General features: G+C 69.9%; 21 protein-coding genes and 1 pseudogene. 9 read left to right on the forward strand and 13 right to left on the reverse strand.

Annotated elements, in window-relative coordinates; genetic code table 11:
* Nucleotides 1-3: 3 nt before the first annotated feature.
* From AB0959_RS25645 to AB0959_RS25660, 4 genes and pseudogenes are all read left to right on the forward strand, one after another.
* On the forward strand, nt 4-1,203 hold the full coding sequence (locus AB0959_RS25645; RefSeq protein WP_366828879.1) for a cupin domain-containing protein: 1,200 nt from the start codon (nt 4-6) through the stop codon (nt 1,201-1,203).
* Nucleotides 1,200-2,078 carry a hypothetical protein gene (locus AB0959_RS25650; protein WP_366828880.1) on the forward strand — a complete coding sequence of 293 codons (879 nt, stop codon included), beginning with the start codon at nt 1,200-1,202 and terminating at the stop codon, nt 2,076-2,078. The genes AB0959_RS25645 and AB0959_RS25650 overlap by 4 nt, the downstream gene beginning before the upstream one ends.
* Complete coding sequence (gene fahA, locus AB0959_RS25655) at nt 2,075-3,259, forward strand: fumarylacetoacetase (RefSeq protein ID WP_366828881.1); 1,185 nt, start codon at nt 2,075-2,077, stop codon at nt 3,257-3,259. The genes AB0959_RS25650 and fahA overlap by 4 nt, the downstream gene beginning before the upstream one ends.
* A 27-nt stretch (nt 3,260-3,286) precedes the next feature.
* Nucleotides 3,287-3,523: pseudogene (locus AB0959_RS25660) on the forward strand (TetR family transcriptional regulator); the annotation flags it as partial.
* Here AB0959_RS25660 and AB0959_RS25665 read toward each other — a convergent pair.
* Nucleotides 3,415-3,825, reverse strand: coding sequence for a hypothetical protein (locus tag AB0959_RS25665; protein ID WP_366828912.1), 411 nt, complete (start codon nt 3,823-3,825; stop codon nt 3,415-3,417). The pseudogene AB0959_RS25660 and the gene AB0959_RS25665 overlap by 109 nt on opposite strands.
* 357 nt (nt 3,826-4,182) lie before the next feature.
* On the reverse strand, nt 4,183-5,127 hold the full coding sequence (locus AB0959_RS25670) for an ion transporter (RefSeq protein ID WP_366828882.1): 945 nt from the start codon (nt 5,125-5,127) through the stop codon (nt 4,183-4,185).
* A gap of 289 nt (nt 5,128-5,416) precedes the next feature.
* Between AB0959_RS25670 and AB0959_RS25675 the strand changes: the two genes are divergently transcribed.
* On the forward strand, nt 5,417-6,127 hold the full coding sequence (locus tag AB0959_RS25675; protein ID WP_366828883.1) for an alpha/beta hydrolase: 711 nt from the start codon (nt 5,417-5,419) through the stop codon (nt 6,125-6,127).
* A gap of 67 nt (nt 6,128-6,194) precedes the next feature.
* On the opposite strand, the gene AB0959_RS25680 is transcribed toward AB0959_RS25675, so the two are convergent.
* The 3 genes from AB0959_RS25680 to AB0959_RS25690 form a co-directional block, all read right to left on the reverse strand.
* Entirely contained in the window at nt 6,195-7,580 is a 1,386-nt protein-coding gene (locus AB0959_RS25680) for an LCP family protein (protein WP_366828884.1), read from the reverse strand.
* A gap of 268 nt (nt 7,581-7,848) precedes the next feature.
* A complete protein-coding gene (locus AB0959_RS25685) occupies nt 7,849-8,781 on the reverse strand; it encodes a M56 family metallopeptidase (protein WP_366828885.1) in 933 nt (310 codons plus the stop codon).
* Between the two features lie 6 nt (nt 8,782-8,787).
* Complete coding sequence (locus AB0959_RS25690) at nt 8,788-9,177, reverse strand: BlaI/MecI/CopY family transcriptional regulator (RefSeq protein WP_366828886.1); 390 nt, start codon at nt 9,175-9,177, stop codon at nt 8,788-8,790.
* A 229-nt stretch (nt 9,178-9,406) separates the two neighbouring features.
* Here AB0959_RS25690 and AB0959_RS25695 point away from each other — a divergent pair, with 229 nt between their 5' ends.
* Nucleotides 9,407-9,982: a TerD family protein gene (locus AB0959_RS25695; protein ID WP_366828908.1), complete on the forward strand. Its 576-nt coding sequence runs from the start codon at nt 9,407-9,409 to the stop codon at nt 9,980-9,982.
* Between the two features lie 135 nt (nt 9,983-10,117).
* The gene (locus tag AB0959_RS25700; RefSeq protein WP_366828887.1) at nt 10,118-10,426 is read left to right on the forward strand and encodes a hypothetical protein; all 309 of its coding nucleotides are present in this window, start codon (nt 10,118-10,120) and stop codon (nt 10,424-10,426) included.
* 24 nt (nt 10,427-10,450) lie between these two features.
* On the opposite strand, the gene AB0959_RS25705 is transcribed toward AB0959_RS25700, so the two are convergent.
* Entirely contained in the window at nt 10,451-11,944 is a 1,494-nt protein-coding gene (locus AB0959_RS25705; RefSeq protein ID WP_366828888.1) for an NAD(P)/FAD-dependent oxidoreductase, read from the reverse strand.
* Nucleotide 11,945: 1 nt separating this feature from the next.
* The gene (locus AB0959_RS25710) at nt 11,946-12,950 is read right to left on the reverse strand and encodes a patatin-like phospholipase family protein (protein ID WP_366828890.1); all 1,005 of its coding nucleotides are present in this window, start codon (nt 12,948-12,950) and stop codon (nt 11,946-11,948) included.
* 147 nt (nt 12,951-13,097) lie between these two features.
* Here AB0959_RS25710 and AB0959_RS25715 point away from each other — a divergent pair, with 147 nt between their 5' ends.
* On the forward strand, nt 13,098-13,691 hold the full coding sequence (locus AB0959_RS25715; protein WP_366828891.1) for a TetR/AcrR family transcriptional regulator: 594 nt from the start codon (nt 13,098-13,100) through the stop codon (nt 13,689-13,691).
* Nucleotides 13,692-13,700: 9 nt separating this feature from the next.
* On the opposite strand, the gene AB0959_RS25720 is transcribed toward AB0959_RS25715, so the two are convergent.
* The 6 genes from AB0959_RS25720 to AB0959_RS25745 all read right to left on the reverse strand — a co-directional run bounded on the left by AB0959_RS25720 (nt 13,701) and on the right by AB0959_RS25745 (nt 22,135).
* Nucleotides 13,701-14,384 (reverse strand): DUF2238 domain-containing protein, encoded by a 684-nt coding sequence (locus AB0959_RS25720; RefSeq protein ID WP_366828893.1) that lies wholly within the window; start codon nt 14,382-14,384, stop codon nt 13,701-13,703.
* Between the two features lie 103 nt (nt 14,385-14,487).
* Nucleotides 14,488-16,560, reverse strand: a complete 2,073-nt coding sequence (locus tag AB0959_RS25725; RefSeq protein WP_366828895.1) for a glycoside hydrolase — start codon at nt 16,558-16,560, stop codon at nt 14,488-14,490.
* A gap of 167 nt (nt 16,561-16,727) precedes the next feature.
* Complete coding sequence (locus AB0959_RS25730; RefSeq protein WP_366828896.1) at nt 16,728-18,773, reverse strand: beta-galactosidase; 2,046 nt, start codon at nt 18,771-18,773, stop codon at nt 16,728-16,730.
* Between the two features lie 65 nt (nt 18,774-18,838).
* Nucleotides 18,839-20,182, reverse strand: coding sequence for a sugar ABC transporter substrate-binding protein (locus AB0959_RS25735; RefSeq protein ID WP_366828897.1), 1,344 nt, complete (start codon nt 20,180-20,182; stop codon nt 18,839-18,841).
* A gap of 74 nt (nt 20,183-20,256) precedes the next feature.
* Nucleotides 20,257-21,204 (reverse strand): carbohydrate ABC transporter permease, encoded by a 948-nt coding sequence (locus tag AB0959_RS25740; protein WP_366828898.1) that lies wholly within the window; start codon nt 21,202-21,204, stop codon nt 20,257-20,259.
* A 4-nt stretch (nt 21,205-21,208) separates the two neighbouring features.
* Entirely contained in the window at nt 21,209-22,135 is a 927-nt protein-coding gene (locus AB0959_RS25745; RefSeq protein WP_366828899.1) for a sugar ABC transporter permease, read from the reverse strand.
* 330 nt (nt 22,136-22,465) lie between these two features.
* Here AB0959_RS25745 and AB0959_RS25750 point away from each other — a divergent pair, with 330 nt between their 5' ends.
* On the forward strand, nt 22,466-23,458 hold the full coding sequence (locus tag AB0959_RS25750) for a LacI family DNA-binding transcriptional regulator (protein ID WP_366828909.1): 993 nt from the start codon (nt 22,466-22,468) through the stop codon (nt 23,456-23,458).
* Nucleotides 23,459-23,549: the final 91 nt, after the last annotated feature.

Genomic DNA, 23,549 nt, shown 5'->3' on the forward strand with positions numbered 1-23,549 from the left:
CCCATGGCGTACTACCAGCAGGTGGGCAGCGTCCCACCCAAGCGGCACACCCAGCACCGCCGCCCCGACGGGGGCCTGTACTACGAGGAGCTGATGGGCGAGGAGGGCTTCTCCTCCGACTCCTCACTCCTCTACCACCGGCACATCCCCTCCGCGGTCGTGAACGCCACCCCGTGGCCGCTCCCCGACCTGACCACGCGGGCCAATCACCCCCTCAAGCCACGGCACTTGAAGCTGCACGCCCTGTTCCTGGAGCAGCGGTGGCAGGACCACGACGTGGTCATGGGCCGCCGACTCGTGCTGGGCAACGCGGACGTGCGCCTCTCCTACGCCGTCGCGGGAGCACCCTCCCCGCTCTACCGCAACGCGATCGGCGACGAATGCCTGTACATCGAGGCCGGTGAGGCCACCGTGGAGACGGTGTTCGGGACACTGCGGGCGCGGCAGGGCGACTACGTCATCCTTCCGCGCGGCACCACACACCGCTGGACACCGGCCGGCGACCAGCCCCTGCGCGTGTACTGCATCGAGGCGAACTCCCACATCACCCCGGCCCGCCGGTACCTCTCCCGCTTCGGCCAGCTGCTGGAACACGCCCCGTACTGCGAACGCGACCTGCACGGCCCCACCGAGCCCCTCCTGGCCGAGGCGAGGGACGTCGAGGTCCTCGTCAAGCACCGCGCGGGCAACGCGATCGCCGGCACCCGCATGATCTACGCCGACCACCCCTTCGACGTGGTCGGCTGGGACGGCTGCCTGTACCCCTACACCTTCAGCATTCACGACTTCGAGCCGATCACCGGACGGATCCACCAGCCGCCGCCCGCCCATCAGGTCTTCGAAGGGCACAACTTCGTGGTGTGCAACTTCGTGCCGCGCAAGGTGGACTACCACCCGCTGGCCGTGCCCGTGCCCTACTACCACTCCAACGTCGACTCCGACGAGATCATGTTCTACTGCGGCGGCGACTACGAGGCCCGCAAAGGCTCCGGCATCGGGCCGGGATCCGTCTCGGTCCACCCCGGCGGGCACGCGCACGGACCGCAGCCCGGCGCCTACGAGCGCAGCATCGGGGCCGACTTCTTCGACGAACTCGCTGTCATGGTCGACACCTTCCACCCGCTCGACCTCGGCGAGGCGGCACTGGCCTGCGAGGACCCCGGATACGCCTGGACCTGGGCAGACAGGGGGCCACGGACATGACCGGACTGCCCATGATCTTCCGGCGCCTGTGCGACGACGCGGCGGTGTTCCCGCCGGGCCTGCTCCCCCTCCCCGAAGCCGTCGCCGCCCACTGCGACCACCAGCGCGCCGACCATGCCGACTTGGTGGGATCCTTCGTCCTCGCTGCGAACACGCTGCAGGAACTGGGCGAGCTGCCGCCCGCCGACGCGTCGAACGGGCATCGACTGCAGTTGGCCATCACCGTGCCCGGGCCCGCACGCATCGGCCCGGCACTGGCTGCTGCGGGGAACCTGCCGGTCAGCCTCCGCGCACTGGAGGTCACCGTCCCGGAGGGCATGACCGCCCCCGAACTCGTCTCCGCGCTGGAAACGAGCTGCGCGGACGCCCCGGGAACCGAGGTGTTCGTCGAGATTCCCCGAGACGACCGCCGCGTGGCCGTGCTCGCCGCCCTGTCCGGCACCCGGTATAGCGCGAAGTTCCGCACCGGCGGGGTGAAGGCCGAGCTCTACCCCGACGAGATGGAACTGGCCGCGGCCGTGGCCGCCGCGGTCAGGCACCAGGTGCCCTTCAAGGCAACTGCCGGGCTGCATCACGCCGTCCGCAACACCGACCCACGCACCGGCTTCGAACAGCACGGCTTCCTCAACCTGCTCCTCGCCACGGACGCCGCCGTGCGCGGCGCGCGCCGTGCCGAGCCGGCGGCGCTGCTCGCACAGCGCGACCCCGCCGTCATCGCCGACCAGATCGCCGAGCTGGACGGAGAGCGTGCCGTCGCCGCCCGCTCGATGTTCCTCTCGTTCGGCACCTGCAGCATCACCGAGCCGCTCACAGAACTGATCGACCTCGGCCTGCTCCCCACTTCACTGAGCAGCAGCATCGGAGAACCCGCATGACCACCGTGGACGTCCCCGAAGGCTCCTTCTTCGGGCTGGACAACCTGCCCTACGGCGTCTTCTCCACACCCGGCAGCACCCCCCGAATCGGCGTGCGCATCGGCGACTGCGTGGTCGACCTCGCCCGGCTGCTCGGCGACGACGTCTTCGCCTCACCGTCCCTCAACGCCTTCATGGCAAAAGGGCACGGCCGGTGGGTCGAGGTGCGCGAGCAGCTCACCGAACTGCTGCGCCAGGACGTACCGGACGAGGCGCTCGTCGCCGTCGACGAGGTGAGGCTGCATCTGCCGTTCGAGGTGGGCGACTACGTCGACTTCTACGCCTCGGAACACCACGCCACCAACCTCGGCCGGCTCTTCCGCCCCGACTCCGCCCCTCTGATGCCCAACTGGAAGCACCTGCCGGTGGGTTACCACGGCCGGGCAGGGACCGTCGTGGTCTCCGGAACCGACATTGTCCGCCCCAGCGGACAACGCAAGGCACCCGACGAGCAGGCCCCCACGTTCGGACCCAGCCGCCGCCTCGACATCGAAGCCGAAATCGGTTTCGTCGTCGGCACCGGCTCCCCGCTCGGCCACCCACTGACGACCGCCGACTTCGCCACCCACGTCTTCGGCGTCGTCCTGGTCAACGACTGGTCCGCACGCGACATCCAGGCATGGGAGTACGTGCCGCTCGGCCCCTTCCTCGGCAAGAGCTTCGCGACCTCCATCTCACCCTGGGTGGTCCCTCTCCTCGCTCTGCAGGCCGCACGCGTGCCCACCCCGCCACAGGACCCGCGGCCACTGCCGTACCTCCAGGAAGACCAACCCTGGGGCCTGGACATCGACCTGACGGTTGAATGGAACGGCCAGGCGGTCTCACGTCCGCCCTACCGGGAGATGTACTGGTCGCCCGCGCAAATGCTGGCACATCTGACCGCAGGCGGCGCCTCCACCCGCACCGGCGACCTCTACGCATCGGGCACCATCTCCGGACCGCAGAAGGACCAGCGCGGCGCCTTCATCGAACTCACCTGGGGAGGCAAGGAACCGATCCGGGTCAACGGCGAAGAGCGCACCTTCCTTGACGAGTCGGACGAGGTCACCATCACCGCGACGGCTCCCGGCCCGTCCGGAGGACGCATCGGCCTGGGCGAGGTGCGTGGCCGCGTCCTTCCCGCACACGCGGAGGATCAGTGAACAGCCGACGACACTGACAGATCAGCCATGACCGAATCCACAGAGATCCCCGGGAGCCGGCGGCCTCACCGACGATTGGCGTACGGACAAGGACGCGAGGCCCTGCTGACCGCAGCCATCTGTGTTGTGGCCCGCAGGGGCCTGCGCCACCTCTCCTACCGGGGCGTCGCGCAAGAGGCCGGAGTTACCCACGGCCTCGTCGTCCACCACTTCGGCTCACGCAACGCACTCATCGAGGAGGCCGTCGCCCACACGATCCGCACCCAGTCGCAGGCCAGCACACTCAAATCCCATGAGCACCAGACGATGGCCCGTCGCCGTCCGCACACCGGACGCCCCCCGGAGCGGTGGCGGGTCACGGCAGCGCGGGTGAGGGCATGGAGGTGCACCCAGCGCAGCGCCCAGGTCAGCATGGGCCCTATGACATGCTCGGGGATGCGGGCGGTGAGGTTCTCGTCATACCGGCGCGGATTGGCGCGTGCCCATGCCTGCCACAGCGCGCGCCGCAACGGGTCCTGCCCGAGGTGGTCGGCCAGGCGGGAGCGGTAGGCCCACAGCAATCGCACGGCACGACGGTGGCGATACGCCCCGCTGACCGACAGCCGCAACGACGTCAGCTCGCCGTGGTAGGCGTCCAGGTCATCGCCCGTCAGCTGCGCCAGTGGGAGCTGGCGGCCCTGTGCCCACAGCAGGAACTGGCGTACGCAGGTGAAGTAGGCGCGGATGCTGGAGATCGTGATCGGTTCCTCGCCGGGCGGGGTGTCCTCGATCAGCAGGGCGTAGAACAGGAGCTTGGCGGTGTCCCTGTGCGTGGACGGGATCCGCGTGAAGTCGAGCCGGTGAGGCTTGCGGTCCGCGCGCAGCCACGCCGGCGTCAGCGTCCAAAGGTCATCGCCGTAGCGGGCGGACAGACGGTAGCCGCGTCACTGCCGCTGGGCGGTTCCTCGCCGAAGACTCGCTTCAAGGTCGTCGAGGGCTTGGCGTGCGGCCGTGATGCGGTCGCGCAGTTCGCTCTCGGCGTCGAGCGCGGGGCCGGCGGGCGCCGGGAGAACGGTCGGTCCGACGCTCCGGCCGTCCCCCTCCTCCCGCTCCGCCCGCACCTCCTCCGCCTCCTCCTCCCTCTCCAGTTCGCGCGCCTCCTCCAGAGAGCTGATGACCACACCGATGAGGACGTTGACGAGGACGAAGGAGGCGAGAAGGACGTAGGAGGCGTAGTAGACGATGCTCCAGCGGGAGATCTCCAGTCCCGCGCGGACGGCGTCGCCCAGACCGTCCAGGGTCATCAGGAGGAAGAGGGTCAGCACCGCACGGCCGAGCGAGCCGAAGTGCTCGGGATCGTGGTCGGCGAAGAAGACCCAGCCGACCATGGCGTAGACGTAAAGCAACAGGGCACCGACGACCAGGAAGCTGAAGGTGCCGGGCAGGCTGCGGCCCACCGCGACCATGAAGACACGGAGCTGCGGCAGGAAGCGGGCGGAACGCAGGACACGGGCCAGGCGCAGCAGCCGCAGGACGGTGCCGTTCTCGCGGACGACGGACAGGAACGCGGAGACGACCACGGCCAGGTCGAACAGGTTCCACGGGTCGCGGAAGAACGCGCGCGGCCGGTCGGCGTGCGCGCAGGCACGCAGCAGTATCTCGGCGGTGAAGGCGGCCAGACAGACGTGTTCGGCGAGGCGTAACCAGTGCCGCCAGTCCTCGGCCAGGCTGCTGTACGTCTCCACGCCCAGCAGGGCCGCGTTGGCGAGGATGAGGGTGAAGACGGTGACGGCGAACCACCGGGCCTCCGTAACGGCGCGTGCCCACTGTGCCAGCCCCTGGCGGGAGCACCACCATGCCTTGGCCGTAGGGTCGTGACGGTCGGTCATCCTGGCTGTACCCGTTCCTTCGCGCGGCGCGACGTTCCCGCCAACCGGGTTGGCGGGCGGGCCTGTTGAGCGATCACGCTCCGGGACATTCTTTTACAGCACTGTAGATACGCGCGCGTCAGGGCCCCCCTTCAGACGTCGGCGTAACGCCCGCGCAGGTGTGCGCGGTTGGCGCGACGCCCGTGCGCGGAGAGGCAAGTCGGGTGCGGGACCCGTTGGTGTCATGGAGGCCGGGGCGCGGCGGCCGGCACGCGGTCGCCGCGCAAGTGATGATCAGGAGAAGTGATCCATGTCTGGTAAGCCGACCGTCGTTCTGGTGCACGGCGCGTTCGCCGAGTCCTCCGCCTGGAACCCCGTCACCGAGCGGCTGCGGGCGGCCGGGCACCGCGTGATCGCGTTCGCCAACCCGCTGCGCAGTCTCTCCGGCGACGCCGAGGCCCTGCGGAGCCTGCTCACCTCGATCGAGGAGCCGGTCGTGCTCGTCGGGCACTCCTACGGCGGGGCGGTGGCCTCGAACGCGGCATTCGAGGTGCCGGGTGTCCGCGCGCTGGTGTTCGTCGCCGCGTTCGCCCCCGAGCCCGGCGAGAGCATCGGCGCGCTCACCGGCCGGTTCCCCGGCAGCACCCTGCCCGACGTCCTGGAGTTCGTGCCGCAGACCGACGGCACCAACGACATCTACATCCGCCAGGACGCCTTCCACCAGCAGTTCGCCGCCGACCTGCCCGCCGAGGAGGCCGCGCTCGACGCCGCCGCCCAGCGCCCGTTGCGCGACACCGCCCTCAACGAGCCCTCCGGGGAGCCCGCCTGGCGGACCGTCCCGTCCTGGTTCGTCTTCCCGGGGCTGGACCGCAACATCCCACTGGCCGCGCATCAGTTCATGGCGGAGCGCGCGGGCGCCAAGGAGGTCACCGTGGTGCCGGACGCATCCCACGCGCTGCCGACCTCCAGCCCCGAAGCGGTCACCACCACGATCCTCAACGCCGCCGACGGCGTCGCCTGAACCGGCTCCCCCACTTGGGGCGGCGGACTGGACACCGCGGACCCGCGTGGTGTCCAGCCCGTCGGTGTCACCGTATGGCGTCGAGGTCGAGGTCCGTCCCGACGACGAGCGTCACCACTCCCGCGGCGGCGGCCGCGTCCTGGGTTGCCTTGGTGTCGGGCAGCCGGGAGGAGAGGGCCTCGGCCTGCTCGCGCAGCTCCTGGGGGTAAGTCACCTTGGTGGTACGGGTGTTCTCGGGGGCGTTGCCCGTGCCGACGACGGTGAGTCCGTCCTCGCGCAGCCTCTCGGCGACGGCGGCGGCCCGCCCGCTGACACCGGTGCCGTTGAGGACTTGGACGCGGACGGAGGAGGCGTACACCGGGTTCTTCGTGTCCGCGGTCAGCTTCTTCTTGTCCACTTCCTTGTCCGTGGCCAGCGAGGTGAACAGGTTCTCGGCCTGCGGGTACTGCCACACCACGTTGGCCCTGTCGGTGGGCACGTCGGCCTCGCGCGGGTAGTTGGGCACGGTCAGGAAGGTCAGCCGGTCCTTCGGAATGCCCTTGAGTTCGTTGGCGAGGCCGTAGAGGGGCTTGATGCCGGCCAGGTCCTCGTCCGTGGTCAGGGACTTCGTGGCGGACTGGAGGAAGCCGTACAGCGCGCTCGGGCTCGTCAGCTTGGACTGCGCCTTCTCGGCCAGGGCCTCCATGAACTCCTGCTGGCGGCCGATGCGTCCGATGTCGGAGCCGTCACCGACGGAGTAGCGGGTGCGTACGTAGCCCAGCGCCTTCTCGTCCTTGACGGTCTGGCAGCCGGCTTCCAGGTCGAGGTGTGCCTTCTCGTCGTGGATGGCCTGCTCCGGGCAGACCTCGATGCCCTCCAGGGCGTTGACCATCCCCTTGAAGCCCTGGAAGTCGACGGACATGAAGTGGTCGATGCGCAGACCGGTGTTCGCCTCGACCGTCCTGATCGTGCAGGCGGCGGCGGAACCGACCTCGCCGGTGCTGCCCCCGATCGCGAACGCGGCGTTGATCTTGGAGCGTTGGGCGCCCGATGTGGCGCCGTCACCCTTGTCGCACTCCGGTATCTCCACCCACGAGTCACGCGGGAAGGACACCACGGTCGCCCACTTACGGTTCGCCGGAACGTGCATCACCATCAGCGTGTCGGACTGCATGGTGGTCAGGTCCTTGCCGTACTTGGCGTTGGCCCCGTCGCGGCTGTCCGAGCCGACGACGAGGATGTTCTTCGAGCCGGGGCTGAGGTTGACCGGCCGGCCCTCGCCGAGCTTGTTGTCGAGGTCGGCGGACCCGATGTTGTTGTTCAGGTCCTGGTACAGCCAGGTGCCGACACCGCCGGCGCCGAGGACGAACACGGCCAGTCCCCCGGCACCCCAGATGACGATCCGCCCCCGCCGGGTCAGCCGCGTCGGCCGGCCACCGCTCGGCGCACCCCTCTGTTTTCCCCTGCTGCCCACCGGCATCCCTCCCCCGTCTCGGCCGCACCGGGCCGGTCGACTCCCCGAGCGTCCGATGCCGGTGCGCACCGGACGCGGTAACTCTACAGTCATGTAGAGATACATACGTTCGGACGGGCGCGTCTCACCGCACCCGGAACCGAACGCTCCACGTCCCGTCCCAGCAGGTCGTCGAGACGCAGAAGCCTACGCGCCGCCCGACGGCCCCCGCTGACGCTTCCTCCGCTTACCCCTCTCCACCCGCTTCCGCATCTTCCGCCCCTCGCGCTCACAAGGGGGTCGCGGCATACAGGATGAAGAACATGGTCACGGCCGAGTTCGCCGACGACATCGCCGACACGGCCGCCCCCACCGCCGCTCCCCACGCGGCCAGGCCCACCGACGTGAACACGGAGGGCCAACTGCGCGCCGAGGGCGCGGGATCGAGCAGGGCGGCCACCCGCCGGGGCACGGGGCCCGCGGCGGCGAGGCCGGCGAGCGTCGCCACCGGGGTCCCGCGGGAGACGAGCGCCGCCTTGCCGATCGCACGCGCCACGGCTCTGCGGCTGCCGACGGCGTGCGCCGCGTCCTCGTCGGCCCACCGTTCCGCCGTGTACGACACGGCCGTACGCAGCGGACGCAGGAACGGGTTGGCGCGCGCGGCGAGTTGGACGGCGAGCAGGAACCGGTGATGCCTGGCCGCCAGATGAGCCCGCTCATGGGCGAACAGCGCCCGCCGCTCGGCGGGTTCGAGGGAGGCCAGCAAGGCCGTGGTCACCACGACACGGCCACGACGGCCGCCGGGCAGCGCATAGGCGTACGGCACCGCGTCGGGCAGTACCGCCACCTCCGTGTCCGGCAGGGCGGCCAGTGCCCGGTGGGCACCGCGGCGGATCCGGCCGTGCCGCCACAGGGTGCGCGCGCAGGCCAGCACGACCGCGAGCAGCGCCGGAATGGCCAGCCTGCCGGCCACCTCGTCGTACGGCACCGCCTCGCGCACCTCGGGGTCCGACCAGCCGTCGGGCAGCGGGTTGCCCGGCAGTTGGGCCGTGCCGACCACCATGAGGAGCCCGAGGCACACCGTGCTGCACGCGGCCATCACCATGGCCACCGCGGTCAGGAGACGGGTCGCGGTCCTCGGGTGCAGACGCTGCTCGGCCAGCCGTGCGATCGGCCACGCCGTCAACGGCAGCACCAGCGGAAGAAAGACGAACACCCCCATCAGGCTTCAGTCTTCCCCTTCGCCCTTGGCACCGCCCAGCAGTTCGCGCAGCAGCCGCTCGTCGTCGGGCCCCAGTCCCGTCACGAAGCTCGCCAGCACGGCCTCGCGGTCGCTCTCGCTGTCGAGCACCTTGCGCATCTTGTGCGCGGCGAGGCCGGCCTGGTCCGAGGCAGAGGTCCACGCGAAGGACCGGCCGGCGCGCTCCCGGGTCACCGCGCCCTTGGCCAGCAACCGGGTCAGGATCGTGATCACCGTCGTATAGGCCAGATCGCCGCCCAGGTGCTCCTGCACCCATCCCGCCGTGGCGGGCCCGTCCGCCTCCCGCAGGGCGGAAAGGACCAGTGCCTCGAGCTCACCCTGCCCCCGCCGCCGGGCACGCTGTGGGTGATCCGTCACGCCCTGTCTCCCTTCCGCCGACCGACCGTTTCCCGAGCGGACATCGTATAGATGACGGCGACTGCCACCGCCGCCCCACCCGGCCACGCGCACCCCTTCCTTCACCTCCGCGCGTTCACGCACTCCATCCCGACTTCTACAGTGTTGTAGATTCTAGAGCGAGGGCCACGCTTGGGGTCCTCGATCACACCTGCTCAACCGATCACATTCACTCATGAAGGAGTACGCAGTGGGAGTTTCCCTGTCCAAGGGCGGCAACGTCTCGCTCAGCAAGGAGGCGCCCGGTCTCACCGCGGTGCTGGTCGGCCTCGGCTGGGACGTGCGCACCACCACCGGCACCGACTACGACCTCGACGCCTCCGCGCTGCTGCTCGACACCTCCGGCAAGGTGCTCTCCGACCAGCACTTCGTGTTCTACAACAACCTCCGGAGCCCCGACAGTTCGGTCCAGCACACCGGAGACAACCTCACCGGTGAGGGCGAGGGCGACGACGAGTCGGTCAAGGTGAACCTGGCCGCCGTGCCCACCGAGGTCGACCGGATCGTCTTTCCCGTCTCCATCCACGACGCCGAGAACCGCGGCCAGAGCTTCGGCCAGGTCCGCAACGCCTTCATCCGCGTCGTCAACCAGGCAGGCGGCGCCGAGATCGCCCGCTACGACCTCTCCGAGGACGCGTCCACCGAGACCGCCATGGTCTTCGGCGAGCTCTACCGAAACGGCGCCGAATGGAAGTTCCGTGCCGTCGGACAGGGCTACGCCTCCGGACTGGCCGGCATCGCCGCCGACTTCGGCGTCAACGTCTGACACATCAACGTCTGAGACACCAACGTCTGAGACACATCAACGTCTGACACGGACAGCCCGTCCCCGGGCCTGCTCACCGGGGGCGGGCCCGGCCCCCGTCCCGCACTCGAGCACCCCTACCCGTCAGGAGATCACGTGCCCCACCCGACCGGCCCTACCGTGCGGAACCGGCACGCCCGTAGCGACCTGCTGGCCGCCCTGGCCATACTGACTCCGCCCCTGGCCGTCGCGTCCGCCGCGGCCCTGCTCGTGCTCGGCCATGCGCTCCAACTGGCCGGCTTACGGGGCACCTTGCCAGGCTCCCTCGTCACCGCGGGCTGGATCCTGGCACTCGTCGCCGGACTGAGCGCTCTTCTCGCTTTCGGCGCGTTGCTGAGCAAGGCCGTACGCGACCCCGCGCGGAGCACCACATCCAGCAGCCAGGACCCTTCCCGTTCCGACTGAGTGACCCGGCCGTCGTCGCCGGCCTCAGGTGGTGGTGTCGTAGGCCTCGGGGTCGAACCGGGCCAGACGCCGCCGCATCCGGCCCGTCGACCAGGGCCAGCTGAAGCTGTTGCGGCCGTTGCCGTCGAGGTAGTAGCTGGAGCATCCGCCCGCGTTGTAGACGGTGGAAGGCAGCGCCTGCTGCACCTCCGCGTTGAAGGCGGCCTGGACCTCGGGGCGTACGTTCATACTGGTCCAGCCCGACGAGCGGAAGTGGCGCACCGCGCCCGCCAGGTAGTCCAGTTGGGCTTCGAGGACCATGTAGGCGGAGGAGTGCCCGGTGCCGAGGTGCGGTCCGAGGAGGATGAACGCGTTGGGGAATCCGCTGACGGTGGTGCCCAGGTAGGCGTCCGGGCTGCCCTTCCAGTGGTCGTCCAGGCTGGCGCCGTCGGCGTCGAACACCCGCTGGGCGACGGGCATGTCGAGGATGTGGAAACCGGTACCCAGGATGATGGTGTCGACGTCGGCCACGCTGCCGTCCGCGCCGATGACACGACCGCCGTCCACGGCCTCGACGGCCGTGGGGTGGACGGTGACGTTGGGCCGGGTCAGGGCCGGATAGTACGTGCTCGACAGCAGCAGCCGTTTGCAGCCCAGCGTGTAGTCGGGGGTCAGTGCCCGGCGCAGTCGCGGATCCTTGACCGTAGTCCTGAGGTGGAGCGAGCCCAGCTTCTGCACCGCGCGCAGGAGGGACGGATGACGGAACCCGACGCCCAGGGCTTCCATCGCCCCGTACTCGGCGTTGCGCAAGGCCTGTTGGGCTGCCGGGAAGCGTCGCATGAGCCATCGTTCGGCGCGCGGCACGTGGTGGTCGGGCTTGGGCAGCACCCACTGGGCGGTGCGCTGGAACAGGTGCAGCCGGCCGACGCGGGGCTGGATGGCGGGGACGAACTGCACGGCCGAGGCGCCACTGCCGACGACGGCGACGCGAGCACCGGTGAGGTCGTGGTCGTGGCGCCAGCGCGAGGAGTGGAAGACCTCGCCGGGGAACCCGGCCAGGCCGGGTATCTCGGGGAGCAGTGGTTCGTGCCAGGGCCCGGCTGCCGCGATCAGCAAGCGGGCGGTGTAGCGGTCGCGGGTCGTCTCGACGTGCCAGCGGGCTTCGTGGGGGTCCCATTGCGCGCGCGTGGCCTCGGTGCCGAAGCGGATGAGGGGCGAGATGCCGTACGTGGCCGCCGTGCTGTGCAGGTAGGCGCGGATCTCGGGCTGGCCGGCGAAGGCGCGGGTCCACTCCGGGTTGGGCGCGAAGGAGTAGGAGTACAGGGCGGAGGGGACGTCGCAGGCGCAGCCCGGGTACGTGTTGTCCCGCCAGGTGCCGCCCAGGTCGTCCGCCTTCTCGATGAGGACGAGGTCCCGCACTCCGGCCTGGCGCAGTGTGATGGCCGCTCCGATGCCGGACAGACCGCTGCCGATGATCAGTGCCTCCACGTCGCGGGTCTCACGGGTGACGGTCACTGCGGGGCCGTCGGGGTGCGGCATGTCAGGCTCCTGTCCGGGCGTCGGGGCGGCTGACGGTTCGGTGGTGCTGGGCGGGTGGGCGGAGGCTGTCGCGGACGACGGCCCGTGTCGTGCGCAAGGAGGTCTCCAGGACGGCCTGGCGGCGCCGGGGGTCCATGAAGTTGCCGCCCATCACGTCCAGGTCGGTGGCGGTGGGTTCGATGCGGACGACCCGGGTGCCCGCGGCCCGCAGCGCGGCGCACTCCTCGGTGAGGGTGCGGGTCATGGTGCGGCGCAGCAGCGCTTCCGCCCGGCCGAGCCCTCTGCGCGGTCCGGGAGCGAGCGAGCTCATGGGCGCGACGACGTACACCTCGTCGAGCCCGCTCGGCACCAGGAGGTCGGCGGAGGCTGTGGAGAGGATGCCGCCGTCCGCGTAGCGCCGTCCGTCGACGCGTACGGGCGGGAACCATCCCGGCACCGCCCAGGAAGCCCGCAGCGCGTCGCGCAGGGCGACCGCAGGCGTGTCGGGGTGTCCGAAGACCGTGCGCCGGCCGGTGTCGAAGTCGGTGGCCACCAGCCAGGTCGCGGGATGCCGGACCCACTGTCCGGCAGGTGTCAGCAGGTCCGCCAGGGCCGCCAGCCGGCCGGCGTCGCCCCGCCCCTGCGGCAGCAGGCCGGAGAGCCCGGCGAGCGTGGGAACGGTACGGCGCAACGCGTGCCGCGCCAGCCCCGGCGACCCGGAGAAGAGCGCCGGCCGGGGCGGGATCCCCCGGGGTGCGGCAGCGAAGTGGCGGACCAGTTCCGGGCGGGCGTCGTCCCCGGCGAGTTGCGCGGCCAGCAGCTCTTCCACGCCGATGCCACCGCCCAGCAGGGCCGCCAGCTCCGCCCCGGCGGAGGTGCCGACCAGGACCTTCGCGTCGCGCGGATCCCATCGCAGGGCCTGCTGGAGCGAGTGCAGTGCACTGATCGTCCAGGCCGCGCCGAGTGTTCCACCGCAGCCCAGCACCAGCCCGCGGGAAAGGGTCGTTCGTGTGCCCGCTGCGGTCACTGAGAATCTCCGCCCATTCGGATACCAACGAGATCCGGATACTAGCGGTATCCGAAAGGGCTGGGACAGCCCTGGGCGGAGATAAGATCCGATTGCTTCAAAGGGACTTCAGTGGAACCCCGCGCCGGACGGGAGAGGGAGCGAGACATGGCCCGCCTCAGCCGCGTCGAGAGTCAGGAGCGCACGCGCGAGCGGCTCGTCGCCACCGCGCGGGAGCTGTTCCTGCGCGACGGCTACGGCGCCACGTCGCTCAGCGACGTCGCCGAGACGGCCGGGTACTCCAAGGGGGCCGTCTACTCCAACTTCCGCAGCAAGGACCATCTGTGTCTGGCTGTCCTCGACGACATCCGGGCCGAGCAACTGGCGCTGCTCACGGAGTCCGTCATGCGCGGCACCCGGATCGAGGACCGTCTCGCGACGTTCACCGCGTGGGGCGAGGCGCACATCGGCGACGAGGCCTGGACCACGCTGGAGGTCGAGTTCCTCACCCGGGCCCGTCACGACGAGGAGCTCAGGCGTGAGATCACGGCCCGCGTGTCCGCGATCCACGAGGCGCTGGCCCGGCTTCTCGAAGCGTTGGCCCAGGAGTTGGGCGTTTCACTGGCGATGCCCGCCGACCGGGCGGCGACGGCCCTGCTCAGCCTCGGCATCGGGCTCGGCGTCCAGCGGATCGCCGACCCGGCCGTCCCCACCGCCGTACTGACCGACACACTGCGGCTCGTGCTGCGCATGGGCTCGTAGGCGCGTGTCTCAGGAGTGCCCTAGGGAGTGTCCCAGGCGGGCGAGACGCCGGTCGTGCACCCTGCTCAGGAGCAGCAGCGAGCAGGTGGCGCCGATCAGGGCGCAGAACATGTCCCACTGGGTGTCCCAGACGTCGCCCTGAGTGGCGAGGAACGCGTCGGCGGCGTGGCCGCCGGCGACGGCCGCGGCCCACTCCAGCATCTCGAAGACCGCGCTGAAGGCGAGGCAGGCGCAGACGGTCAACGGGGCGAGCCAGCGGCTGCCGCGCAGCGGCGAGGTGCGGACCAGGATCTCCCGGACCAGGATCGCGGGGACGAAGCCCTGCATGAGGTGGCCGAAGCGGTCGTAGGGGTTGCGCTCCAGGCCGAGCCAGTCGCGCACCCAGTCACCCGCGGGTACCTCCGCGTAGGTGTAGTGGCCGCCCACGATGAGGACCAGGGCGTGTGCGGCCAGCAGGCAGCACAGCAGGTCGCTGAGCGGGAACCGCTTGCGGAGCAGGACCGCCAGCGGCAGGCCGACCATCACCCACACGGTCTCCAGCACCCAGGTGGTCGGGTCCTTCGGGTGCCACGCCGACACGGCGAGCGCGAGGGTGACGCCTGCCAGCAGGACGACGGGGAGCCGCCGGCCGGAGAGGCCGGCAGCGGGCCCGAGGCCCTCCGAAGAGCGGACGGCGGTCGGGAGGGCGGACATGATGATGGTCTCCTCGTGTCAGGGTGGTCATCATCTTCCGGTCGCTCCCGACCGCCGGGCATGAGTACGAGTACTCATCGGCACCTGTGAGGGTGCCCAGGTGCTACTCGGTGGCGTCGCTCACCTGCTCCGTCACGTCGGCCACCTTCCACCGCTGGTTGGACCCGGAGTTCGGGGTCCACGTGGTGACGGGCGCGCCCTCGTTGGTCGCCTGGCCGCCTACCTCCAGGAGCCGGTGGGTGGCGACGTTGACGAGGGTCCAGGTGCCGTCACCGGTGCTGGACAGGATCCACTGCGCGGCCTCGTCACGCTTGCCCTCGTCGGGCTCGGCCACCGGGGTGTTGTCACGGACGGCCAGCCGCTTGCCCTCGACGGGGTTGGTGAAGACGTACCGGTCGAGGACCCCGGAGTCGGAGCGCACGGAACGCAGCTGCCACTGCTGGCCGGGAGCGGCGGTGTCCGCGGCGCCGGAACGGATGACCAGGCTGGTGCCGTTGTCCGCGACCGTGACGGCCTTGCCGCTCTGGACGCCCGTCAGCGTGTAGGTGTGACCCTTGCGCAGCAGCGGGGCGTCCTTGGCGACACCGGACACGCCCTTGACGGCGAAGGACGTCACGGACTGCGCGGGCACGGTGAAGGTGGCCGTGCGGCCGGTGACCTTGATCGGGTCGTGCTTCTTCAGCTTGCCGTTCGCGTCGGTCACGACGGGGGTGACGGTCGCGTTCCGGCTGACGTCACGGAACTTGGACAGGTCGATCGTGACGTCACGGGCCTCGGTGGTGCTGTTGACGTGGACGATCGAGGCGCCGTTGCCGTTCTTCGTCACCGCTGCCGCGCTGGAGGTGTCGTTCACCTGGATCAGCCGGTCGCCGGGCTTGATGAAGTGGGTGAAGTTGCGCGCGGTGTCGAACTTGGTGTTCGTGTAGATCGGGCAGGTCTCCAGGGTGTCCTTGGAGGTGCAGCTGAAGGGGAGCTGGATCTCGCCCCAGTTGCCGCCCTTGGCGGACTCGCCGCCCGGCTTCATGTTGTCGTAGTCCTCGACCGGCTGCCAGAACACCCAGGCGCGCGGCTCCAGTTCACGCAGGTCGTCGACCATGCGCTGGGCGAGGCCGAGGCCCGGCCGCATGTCCGTGAAGCTCTGGCCGTCGCCCCAGTCGCCCTCGACCTCGCTCATCCACAGGCGCTTGTTCTCGGCCTTGGAGATGTCGCGCACGGTGGTGCGCTGGCCGGTGCCGTAGGTGTGGACGTTCATCTGGTCGACGAGGTCGCGGGACTCGGCCGAGTAGCCGCTCCAGTTCGTCGCGAAGGTGCCCGGGTTGGTCTCGTCCATCGCGGCGATCTCGGCCTTGGCCTTCGCCTTCTTCAGGGCGGGTGCCAGGGCCTTGATGACCTTGTCCTGGAGGGCGGGGCCCATGTGGGCGCCCTCCTGGCGGCCTCCGACGGGCTCGCCGTCGGCGCCCAGGCGGGTGCTCCAGTAGTTGGTGTTGGGCTCGTTGAAGGGGTCGATGGTGTCGACCTTGATGCCCTCGGCCTTCTCCAGCCGCTTGGTCGCGCCCGCCATGTAGGCGGCGAAGTCGTCGATGGACTCGGGCTTGAGCTGGTCGTCGGTGGCGTTGAACCCGCCGGAGACGTAGCCGCTGACCGTCATGAACCACGGCGGGGAGTTGCTGAAGGTCTCCCAGTGGTCGATGTCGTCCTTGATGCGGTCCACCCACCAGCGCTGGGTGAGGTCGGCGTCCTTGTTCCAGTCCGCCGGGTCGTCGGCGCTCCACCAGTCGGTGTCCTCGCGGGTGGTGCCCGCGGGGGCCTTCCACCAGCCCTCCACGGCTCCGCCGGCGCGCAGGTAGTCCTTGACGTCGGGGGCGTTGCCGCCGCCGATGTTGTAGCGGGCGATGTTGAGGGCGAGGCCGTCGTCGTCGAAGAGGAGCTTGGCGAGCTTCTCGCGGATCGGCTTCGGGTAGTTGCCCGTGGCGTTGGCGAACCAGACGAGGCTGGTGCCCCAGCCCTCGAACTTCTCCTGCTTGTACGACGGGTCGGGCTGGACGGTGACGGAGGCGGTGTCCGCCGCTGCCACCTGTGCCGTGGACGACGGGGCGGAGACCAGCGCGGCCCCGGTCGCCAGAGCGGTGAGACTCGCGGCTCCGAGGAGCCGTCTGCTGCGGGTACGGCGTGCCATCGTGTGCTCCCAACTCAGGTGTGGTCGCTGTGGTGGACCCTCCCGCCCGTCGGGGGCGGGAGGGGATGGCCCTCGAACGGGTGCGGAGCCGTTCGAGGAGTCGGTGGGTGGGACGTGGTCAGGTCGCGCGGGTGGAACTGGGGGTCAGGTCGGTGGGCGGGACAGGGTCAGCCGGTCGGCTGCCGCACTACGGCGACGTCCCTGGCCCGCAGGACGAGAGCGCCGTCGGCGTCGGTGGTGCCGACCAGCACCTCTCCGGTCAGCCCGGTCAGCGGCACCGTCCCGTCGCTGCGGTTGACCAGGAACAGGAAGCGTGCCCCGGGACCACGACGGACGGTCAGTTCGACCAACCCCCTCGCATCACCCGGCAGTTCGCTGTCGACGCCGGCCGGAGCCAGCAACTTCGGCAACAGGCCGGTGAGCCCTTCGACCCCGAGCCGGGTGGAGACGTACGCGGCCGAACCGCTGCCCGTGGCCCGGCGGGTGACCGCGGGGCGCCCGGTGTGCACACCGGTGCGGTAGGCGGCGAGGACGTCCGTCTCCGGGTCCGTGACCGTGATCCGGTCGGTCCACAGGCTGCCGGTGCTGGAGTCGTCCAGTTCGACGCTCTCACCGGAGAGCAGCGGGCCGAACTCCTCGATGCGGATGCCGAGCAGGTCGCGCAGGGCGCCCGGGTAGCCGCCGAGCCAGATGTGGTCGTTCTCGTCGACGATGCCGGAGAAGTACGTGGTCACGAGGTGGCCGCCGTTCTCGGCGTACCGCGTGAGCTCCTTGGCGAGGTCGGCGGGGACGACGTGGAGCACGGGCGTGATCAGCACCTGGTACCGGTCGAGGTCGGTGCGGGTGGTGATCACGTCGGCGCGGACGCCGAGGGCGAGGAGCGACGAGTACCAGTCGAGCGCTTCCTGGCGGTAGTCGAGCAGGGAGGTGGGGTGCGAGTCCTGTTCGCTCGCCCACCACGACTCCCAGTCGAAGACGATGCCGACGGGGGCGGCCTCGCGCTCGGAACCGGCGACGGGGGCCAGGGTCTTGAGGGTGTCGCCGAGGGCCACGACGGCGCGGAAGAGGTCGCTGTCCTCCCCGGCGTGCGGCACCATCGCCGAGTGGTACTTCTCGGCACCGGCCGCGGACTGCCGCCACTGGAAGTAGCAGACGGCGTCGGCGCCGTGGGCGACATGCAGCAGCGAGTCACGGGCCAGATCACCGGGCCGCTTGGCGACGTTGACGGGCTGCCAGTTGACGGCGCTGGTGGAGTGCTCCATCAGGAACCAGGGCCGTCCGGCGGCGATGCCGCTGGTGAGGTTGGCGGAGAAGGACAGCTCGTCGCGGTCCTGGGGGCCGGGGTGGACGTAGTGGTCGTTGGAGACGAAGTCGATCTCGTCCGCCCAGTCCGGGTAGTTCATGCCCTTGGTGCCGCCCATCACCATGAAGTTGGTGGTGACGGGGACGTCGGGGGTGATCTCGCGCAGGACGTCCCGCTCGGCGCGCAGGTACTCCTTCAGCGCGTCCGAGGAGAAGCGCTTGAAGTCCAGCTGCTGGGTGGGGTTGGGGTGCGAGCCTGCCAGCCGGGGCGGCAGGATCTGCTCCCAGTCGCTGTAGCGCTGCGACCAGAACGCCGTGCCCCAGGCGTGGTTGAGGGCGTCAAGCGTGCCGTAGCGGGCGCGCAGCCAGTCGCGGAAGGCGCGGGCCGCGTCGTCGGAGTAGTCGTAGATGTTGTGGCAGCCCAGCTCGTTGGAGACGTGCCAGGCCACCAGGGCCGGGTGGTTCGCGTAACGGGTCGCCATCTCCCGTACCAGGCGCAGGGCGTGGTCGCGGAAGACCGGTGAGGTGGGGCGCCAGTGCTGCCGCGCCCCCGGCCAGACCGTCTCACCGGTGGCGGTCACCGGGAGGATCTCCGGGTGGGCCGTGGTGAGCCAGGGCGGCGGGGACGCGGTGGCGGTGGCCAGGTCGACCCCGATGCCGCCCTGGTGCAGCAGGTCCATGACCTCGTCGAGCCAGGTGAAGTCCCACGCGTCCGCGGCCGGCTGGATGCGGGCCCAGGAGAAGATCCCCACGGAGACGACGGTGACGCCGGCCTCGCGCATCAGCCGGACGTCCTCGTCCCACACCTCGCGCGGCCACTGCTCGGGGTTGTAGTCGGCGCCGTAGCCGAGACGGGGAGTGGAGTCACCGTCCGGCCCGCTCAGCACACGGGTCAGGCGGGTGGAGGTCATGGTGGTCCTTCCGGTGTGTCGCACGGGGGGGGCGGCGCCGGGCGCCGCCCCCTCGCACGGCGGTCCTACTTGTCGACGGTGAAGCCCTGCTCGTTGCCGTACTTGACCGAGGCGTCCTGCCAGGCCTTCAGGCCGTCGGCCAGCTTGGTGTTGGACACATAGGCCTTGCCGACGGTGTCGTTGAAGATCGAGTTGGCGTACTGCTGGAAGGGCAGGTACGACCAGTCGGCGCCGACGTTGGCGGCCGACTCGGCGAAGATCTTGTTGGCCTGCTGACCGCCGAAGTACTCGAACTTGGTGTCCTGGAAGGCCTTGGACTGCAGCTCCGCGGTGGTCGCCGGGAACGCGCCCTGCTTGATGCGGGTCTGCACACCGTCCTCGGCGTTCGCGTACTTGACGAAGGCGTAGGCGAGTTCCTTGTTCTTGGCCAGCTCGGGCACGGTCAGGGAGCTGCCGCCGTTCTCCGTGCTCGTCTTGTCGCCCTTGGTCCAGGCCGGCATCGGGGCCGCTCGCCAGTCACCGGAGGCGTTCTTCACGCCGGTGACGAAGTTGGCCGGCATCCAGGCGCCGCTGGGCAGCGTGGCGATGGTGCCGTCGCCCAGGCCCTTGTACCAGTCGTCGGTCCAGCCGGTGATGGGCGCGACGAGCTTCTCGTCGATGAGCTTCTGCCAGGTGTCGGTGTACTTCTTGGCGCCCGCGTCGGTGAAGTCGATCTTCACCTTGGTGCCGTCGACCTTGTACGGACGCGAACCGGCCTGCCACAGCAGGCTGGTGGTGAGACCCGCGTCGCCGGCGTCGGCGGCGATGAAGACCTTGGGGTCGGCCTTGTGCAGCTTGCGAGCCGCGTCGACGTACTCGTCCCAGGTGGTCGGGACCGCGATCTTGTACTTGTCGAAGACCTTCTTGTTGTAGAACAGCGCCATCGGGCCGGAGTCCATCGGCAGGCCGTAGACCGCGTCGCTCCCCTGGGTCACCGCGTTCCACGGCCCAGCGGTGTACTTGTCCTTCAGCTTGTCGGCGCCGAAGGGCTTCAGGTCGCTGAGACCCTTGGTGAGGGCGTACTGGCCCAGCGCGAAGTACTCGACCTGGGCGACGTCGGGCACGCCCTTCTTGGCCTCGATGGCGTTCGACAGGGCGGTGTAGTGCTTGTCGCCGGACCGCTCGCTGACGAGGTTGATCTTGACCTTGGGGTACTTCTTCTGGAAGTCGGCGGCAACCGTCTTGAGGGTGGGCTCCCAGGCCCAGACCGTGACCGTGCCGCCCTTCTTCAGGGCCGCCTGGAGGTCGCCGGCGGAGACCGGCTTCTGGTCGGAGCCCCCGTCGTCGGAGCCGCCACAGGCGGTCGCGCCCAGGGCGACGGCGGAGAGGAGGGCTATGCCGCGCAGCAGGCGGCTGGTCTTTCTGCGCATGAAGATGCTTCCACTTCTTCGTGGGTGGGACAGGTGAGGGTGGGTTGCGTGAAGCTGTGAGGGCCTGGGAGGGGTTACTCCTTGACGCTTCCGGCGGCGAGCCCGGACTGCCAGTACTTCTGCAGCAGCAGGAACGCGGCGATCAGCGGCACGATGGTGAGCAGTGAACCGGTGATCACCAGGTTGAAGATCACGTCGCCACCGATCGTCTCGGCCTGGGAGTTCCAGACGCTCAGGCCCAGGGTCAGGGGGTACCAGTCCGAGTCCTTCAGCATGATCAGCGGAAGGAAGTAGTTGTTCCAGGTCGCGACCGTCGTGAACAGCAGCACGGTCACGATGCCGGGCGCGAGCAGCGGCAGGGAGACCTGGAAGAAGGTGCGGGCCTCGCTCGCTCCGTCCATGCGGGCGGCTTCCAGCAGTTCGGTGGGGATGGCCTCGGTGGCGAAGACCCACATCAAGTAGAGGCCGAAGGGTGAGACCAGCGACGGGATGATCACCGCCCAGGGGGTGTCGGTCAGCCCCATCTTGCTGAACATCAGGAAGGTGGGCACCGAGAGGGCCGTGGTCGGCACGGCGACGGCACCGATGACCACGGCGAACACGGCCCGCTTGCCGGGGAAGTTGAACTTCGCCAGCGCGTAACCGCCCAGGATCGCCAGGAAGGTGGCCCCGCCTGCGCCGAGGACGACGTACAGCAGAGTGTTCAGCAGCCACCGCGTGAAGACGCCGTCGTGGTACGTGAACGTGTCCCTGATGTTGTCCCAGAGGGCGAAGTCGTGCGCGAACCACAGCCCGCTGGAGTCGGCCAGCCCCTCCTGGGTCTTGGTGGCGCTGATGACGAGCCAGATCAGCGGCACCACGGTGTAGAGCAGCATCAGGCCCGTGAGCACGGTCAGCAGAACGCTGCGCTTGGGGCGCCCGGGAGTGTGCTTGCGGGGCGTACGCAGACGGGACGCGCCCTTGCCCGCGCCTGCGGCCTGGGCGGGTATGGACTCGGAAGCGGTGGTGACGGGGGTGCTCATCGGGTCACGCTCCCTTGCGCATGCCGCGCAGCTGCACGATGTAGGCGATCACCATGGTGATCACGCCCATGATGATCGCGACCGTGGCGGAGTAGTTCTGCTGCTGGCCGTTGAAGGACAGCGAGTACGTGTAGAAGTTCGGGGTGTAGTCCGTCGTGATCGCGTTGCGCGCCAACTGCCGAAGGATGTTCGGCTCGTTGAACAGCTGGAAGCTGCCGATGATGGAGAAGATCGTCGCGATGACGAGGGCGCCCCGGATGGCGGGGAGCTTGATGGCGGTGATGACACGGAACTGGCCCGCACCGTCGATCTCCGCGGCCTCGTAGAGGGACTGCGGGACGACCCGCAGCGCGGAGTAGAAGATCAGCATGTTGTAGCCGACGAACTCCCAGGTGACGATGTTGCCGATCGACGCCAGCACCAGGTCGGGCGACAGCGGGTCGGGCATGGTCGTCCCGAAGGCGTCGTTGATGTCTCCGACGAGCCCGTAGCGAGTGCCGTACATGAAGCCCCACATCAGGGTGGCGACCACGGCGGGTACCGCGTACGGCAGGAAGATCGTGATGCGGAAGAAGTCCCGGCCGTAGAGGCGGCCGCTGTCCAGGGCGAGGGCCACGAACAGAGCGATGCCGAGCATGATCGGCACCTGGACGACGAGGAAGAGCGAGACCCGGGCGAGGGAGTCCCAGAACCGCTCGTCCTCCAGCGCCTGCGTGTAGTTGTCCAGGCCGACGAAGGTGTTGCCGCCGATCAACTGGTCGCGGAACAGGCTGAGGTAGATCGAATACACGATCGGCGCCAGGAAGACGAGGGCGAACACGGCCACGAAGGGCCCCAGGAAACCCCACCCCGTCCAGGAGCGGCGGTCTCGTCTCGCCGGGGGCGGTGCCGGCCGCGGTTCGACGGCCGCGGGCGGTTGTTGCGTCGTCATGTCGTTCCTCGTTCGTCACCTGCCGGAACCAGCGGCGCCGCCCAGCATCCGCATGGCCGCCCCGCCTGGATGTTTACGCAAACATCCACCTCGGCAAGAGGACGGTTCGCTGTTATGTTTACGTAAACATCCGATGGCGGCATGTCTACACTGCCCCGATCACGGTGGTCAAGGGACCATTGGTGACAAGGCAGTTCAAGCAACGAAACCGTGATGCAACGCAGGAGAGGAGGCGGCCGAGGGATGGACACGGCTGACAGAACCCCGATGAGCGTCCCCGGTGGTGGGCGCAGACGGCCCCGTACCGGAATCAGGACCCAGTCCGCCTCCATGGCGGACGTGGCCCGGCTGGCAGGCGTCTCCTCGCAGACGGTCTCCCGCGTCTCCAACGGCTACGCGGGGGTGACCGAGGAGACCCGGCAGCAGGTGCTCGCCGCCATGAAGGAGCTGGGCTACCGGCCCAACAGCGCCGCCCGGGCCCTCAAGCGCGGTGAGTTCCGCACGATCGGCGTCATCACCTTCTCGCTCTCCACCACGGGCAACGTCCGCACCCTGGAGGCGATCGCCAACTCGGCGGCCCACGAGGGGTACGCGGTGACCCTGCTGCCGGTGGCCGTGCCCACCCAGGACGAGGTCCGCGGCGCGTTCTCCCGCCTGGAGGAGCTGGCGGTCGACGCGGTGATCGTCATCATGGAGGTCCATCTGCTCGACGCGGCGACCATCGCGTTGCCGCCGCACGTCCAGGTCGTGGTCGTCGACTCCGACGCCGGGGACCGCTACACGGTCGTGGACACCGACCAGGCCGGCGGCAGCCGCGCCGCCGTCCGTCATCTCCTCGGCCTCGGTCACACCACGGTGTGGCACCTGGGCGGCCCGGACGGCTCGTTCGCCGCCCAGCGCCGCGCGGACGCCTGGCACGCGGCGCTCGTCGAAGCCGGCCGCACACCGCCACCGCTGGTCCGGGGCGACTGGTCGGCGGAGTCCGGCTACCGCGCCGGCCTGGAACTCGCGGCCCACGCGGACTGCACCGCCGTCTTCGCGGCCAACGACCAGATGGCGCTGGGCCTCCTGCGCGCCCTGCACGAACGCGGCCGACGCGTCCCCGAGGACGTCAGCGTCATCGGCTTCGACGACATCCCCGAGGCGGGCTCCTTCCTGCCCCCGCTCACCACCCTCCACCAGGACTTCGCCGAGGTGGGACGGCTCTGCGTCGAGAACGTCCTGCGCAAGATGCGCCTCGGGGGCGGCGAACGCGGCACGACCCTGGTGCCGACCCGCCTGGTGGTGCGGGAGAGCACGGCACCGCCGGCTTCGCGGGCCTAGTGACCTGGTTCGGAGATGCGTGAGCAGTAACGGCAGATTCGGTCGAGGATCTGGTCGGCCGTCTTGGCCCACTTGAAGGGCCTGGCCTGGT

The organism is Streptomyces sp. NPDC046862 (genome assembly GCF_040704615.1).
Classification (GTDB): Bacteria; Actinomycetota; Actinomycetes; order Streptomycetales; family Streptomycetaceae; genus Streptomyces.

Coding starts and splice junctions, on each gene's coding strand:
- AB0959_RS25645 (WP_366828879.1), top strand. CDS start 4: ATGGCGTACTACCAGCAGGTGGGCAGCGTCCCACCCAAGCGGCACACC.
- AB0959_RS25650 (WP_366828880.1), top strand. CDS start 1,200: ATGACCGGACTGCCCATGATCTTCCGGCGCCTGTGCGACGACGCGGCG.
- fahA (WP_366828881.1), top strand. CDS start 2,075: ATGACCACCGTGGACGTCCCCGAAGGCTCCTTCTTCGGGCTGGACAAC.
- AB0959_RS25670 (WP_366828882.1), bottom strand. CDS start 5,127: ATGACCGACCGTCACGACCCTACGGCCAAGGCATGGTGGTGCTCCCGC.
- AB0959_RS25675 (WP_366828883.1), top strand. CDS start 5,417: ATGTCTGGTAAGCCGACCGTCGTTCTGGTGCACGGCGCGTTCGCCGAG.
- AB0959_RS25685 (WP_366828885.1), bottom strand. CDS start 8,781: ATGGGGGTGTTCGTCTTTCTTCCGCTGGTGCTGCCGTTGACGGCGTGG.
- AB0959_RS25705 (WP_366828888.1), bottom strand. CDS start 11,944: ATGCCGCACCCCGACGGCCCCGCAGTGACCGTCACCCGTGAGACCCGC.
- AB0959_RS25715 (WP_366828891.1), top strand. CDS start 13,098: ATGGCCCGCCTCAGCCGCGTCGAGAGTCAGGAGCGCACGCGCGAGCGG.
- AB0959_RS25720 (WP_366828893.1), bottom strand. CDS start 14,384: ATGTCCGCCCTCCCGACCGCCGTCCGCTCTTCGGAGGGCCTCGGGCCC.
- AB0959_RS25725 (WP_366828895.1), bottom strand. CDS start 16,560: ATGGCACGCCGTACCCGCAGCAGACGGCTCCTCGGAGCCGCGAGTCTC.
- AB0959_RS25730 (WP_366828896.1), bottom strand. CDS start 18,773: ATGACCTCCACCCGCCTGACCCGTGTGCTGAGCGGGCCGGACGGTGAC.
- AB0959_RS25735 (WP_366828897.1), bottom strand. CDS start 20,182: ATGCGCAGAAAGACCAGCCGCCTGCTGCGCGGCATAGCCCTCCTCTCC.
- AB0959_RS25740 (WP_366828898.1), bottom strand. CDS start 21,204: ATGAGCACCCCCGTCACCACCGCTTCCGAGTCCATACCCGCCCAGGCC.
- AB0959_RS25745 (WP_366828899.1), bottom strand. CDS start 22,135: ATGACGACGCAACAACCGCCCGCGGCCGTCGAACCGCGGCCGGCACCG.
- AB0959_RS25750 (WP_366828909.1), top strand. CDS start 22,466: ATGGCGGACGTGGCCCGGCTGGCAGGCGTCTCCTCGCAGACGGTCTCC.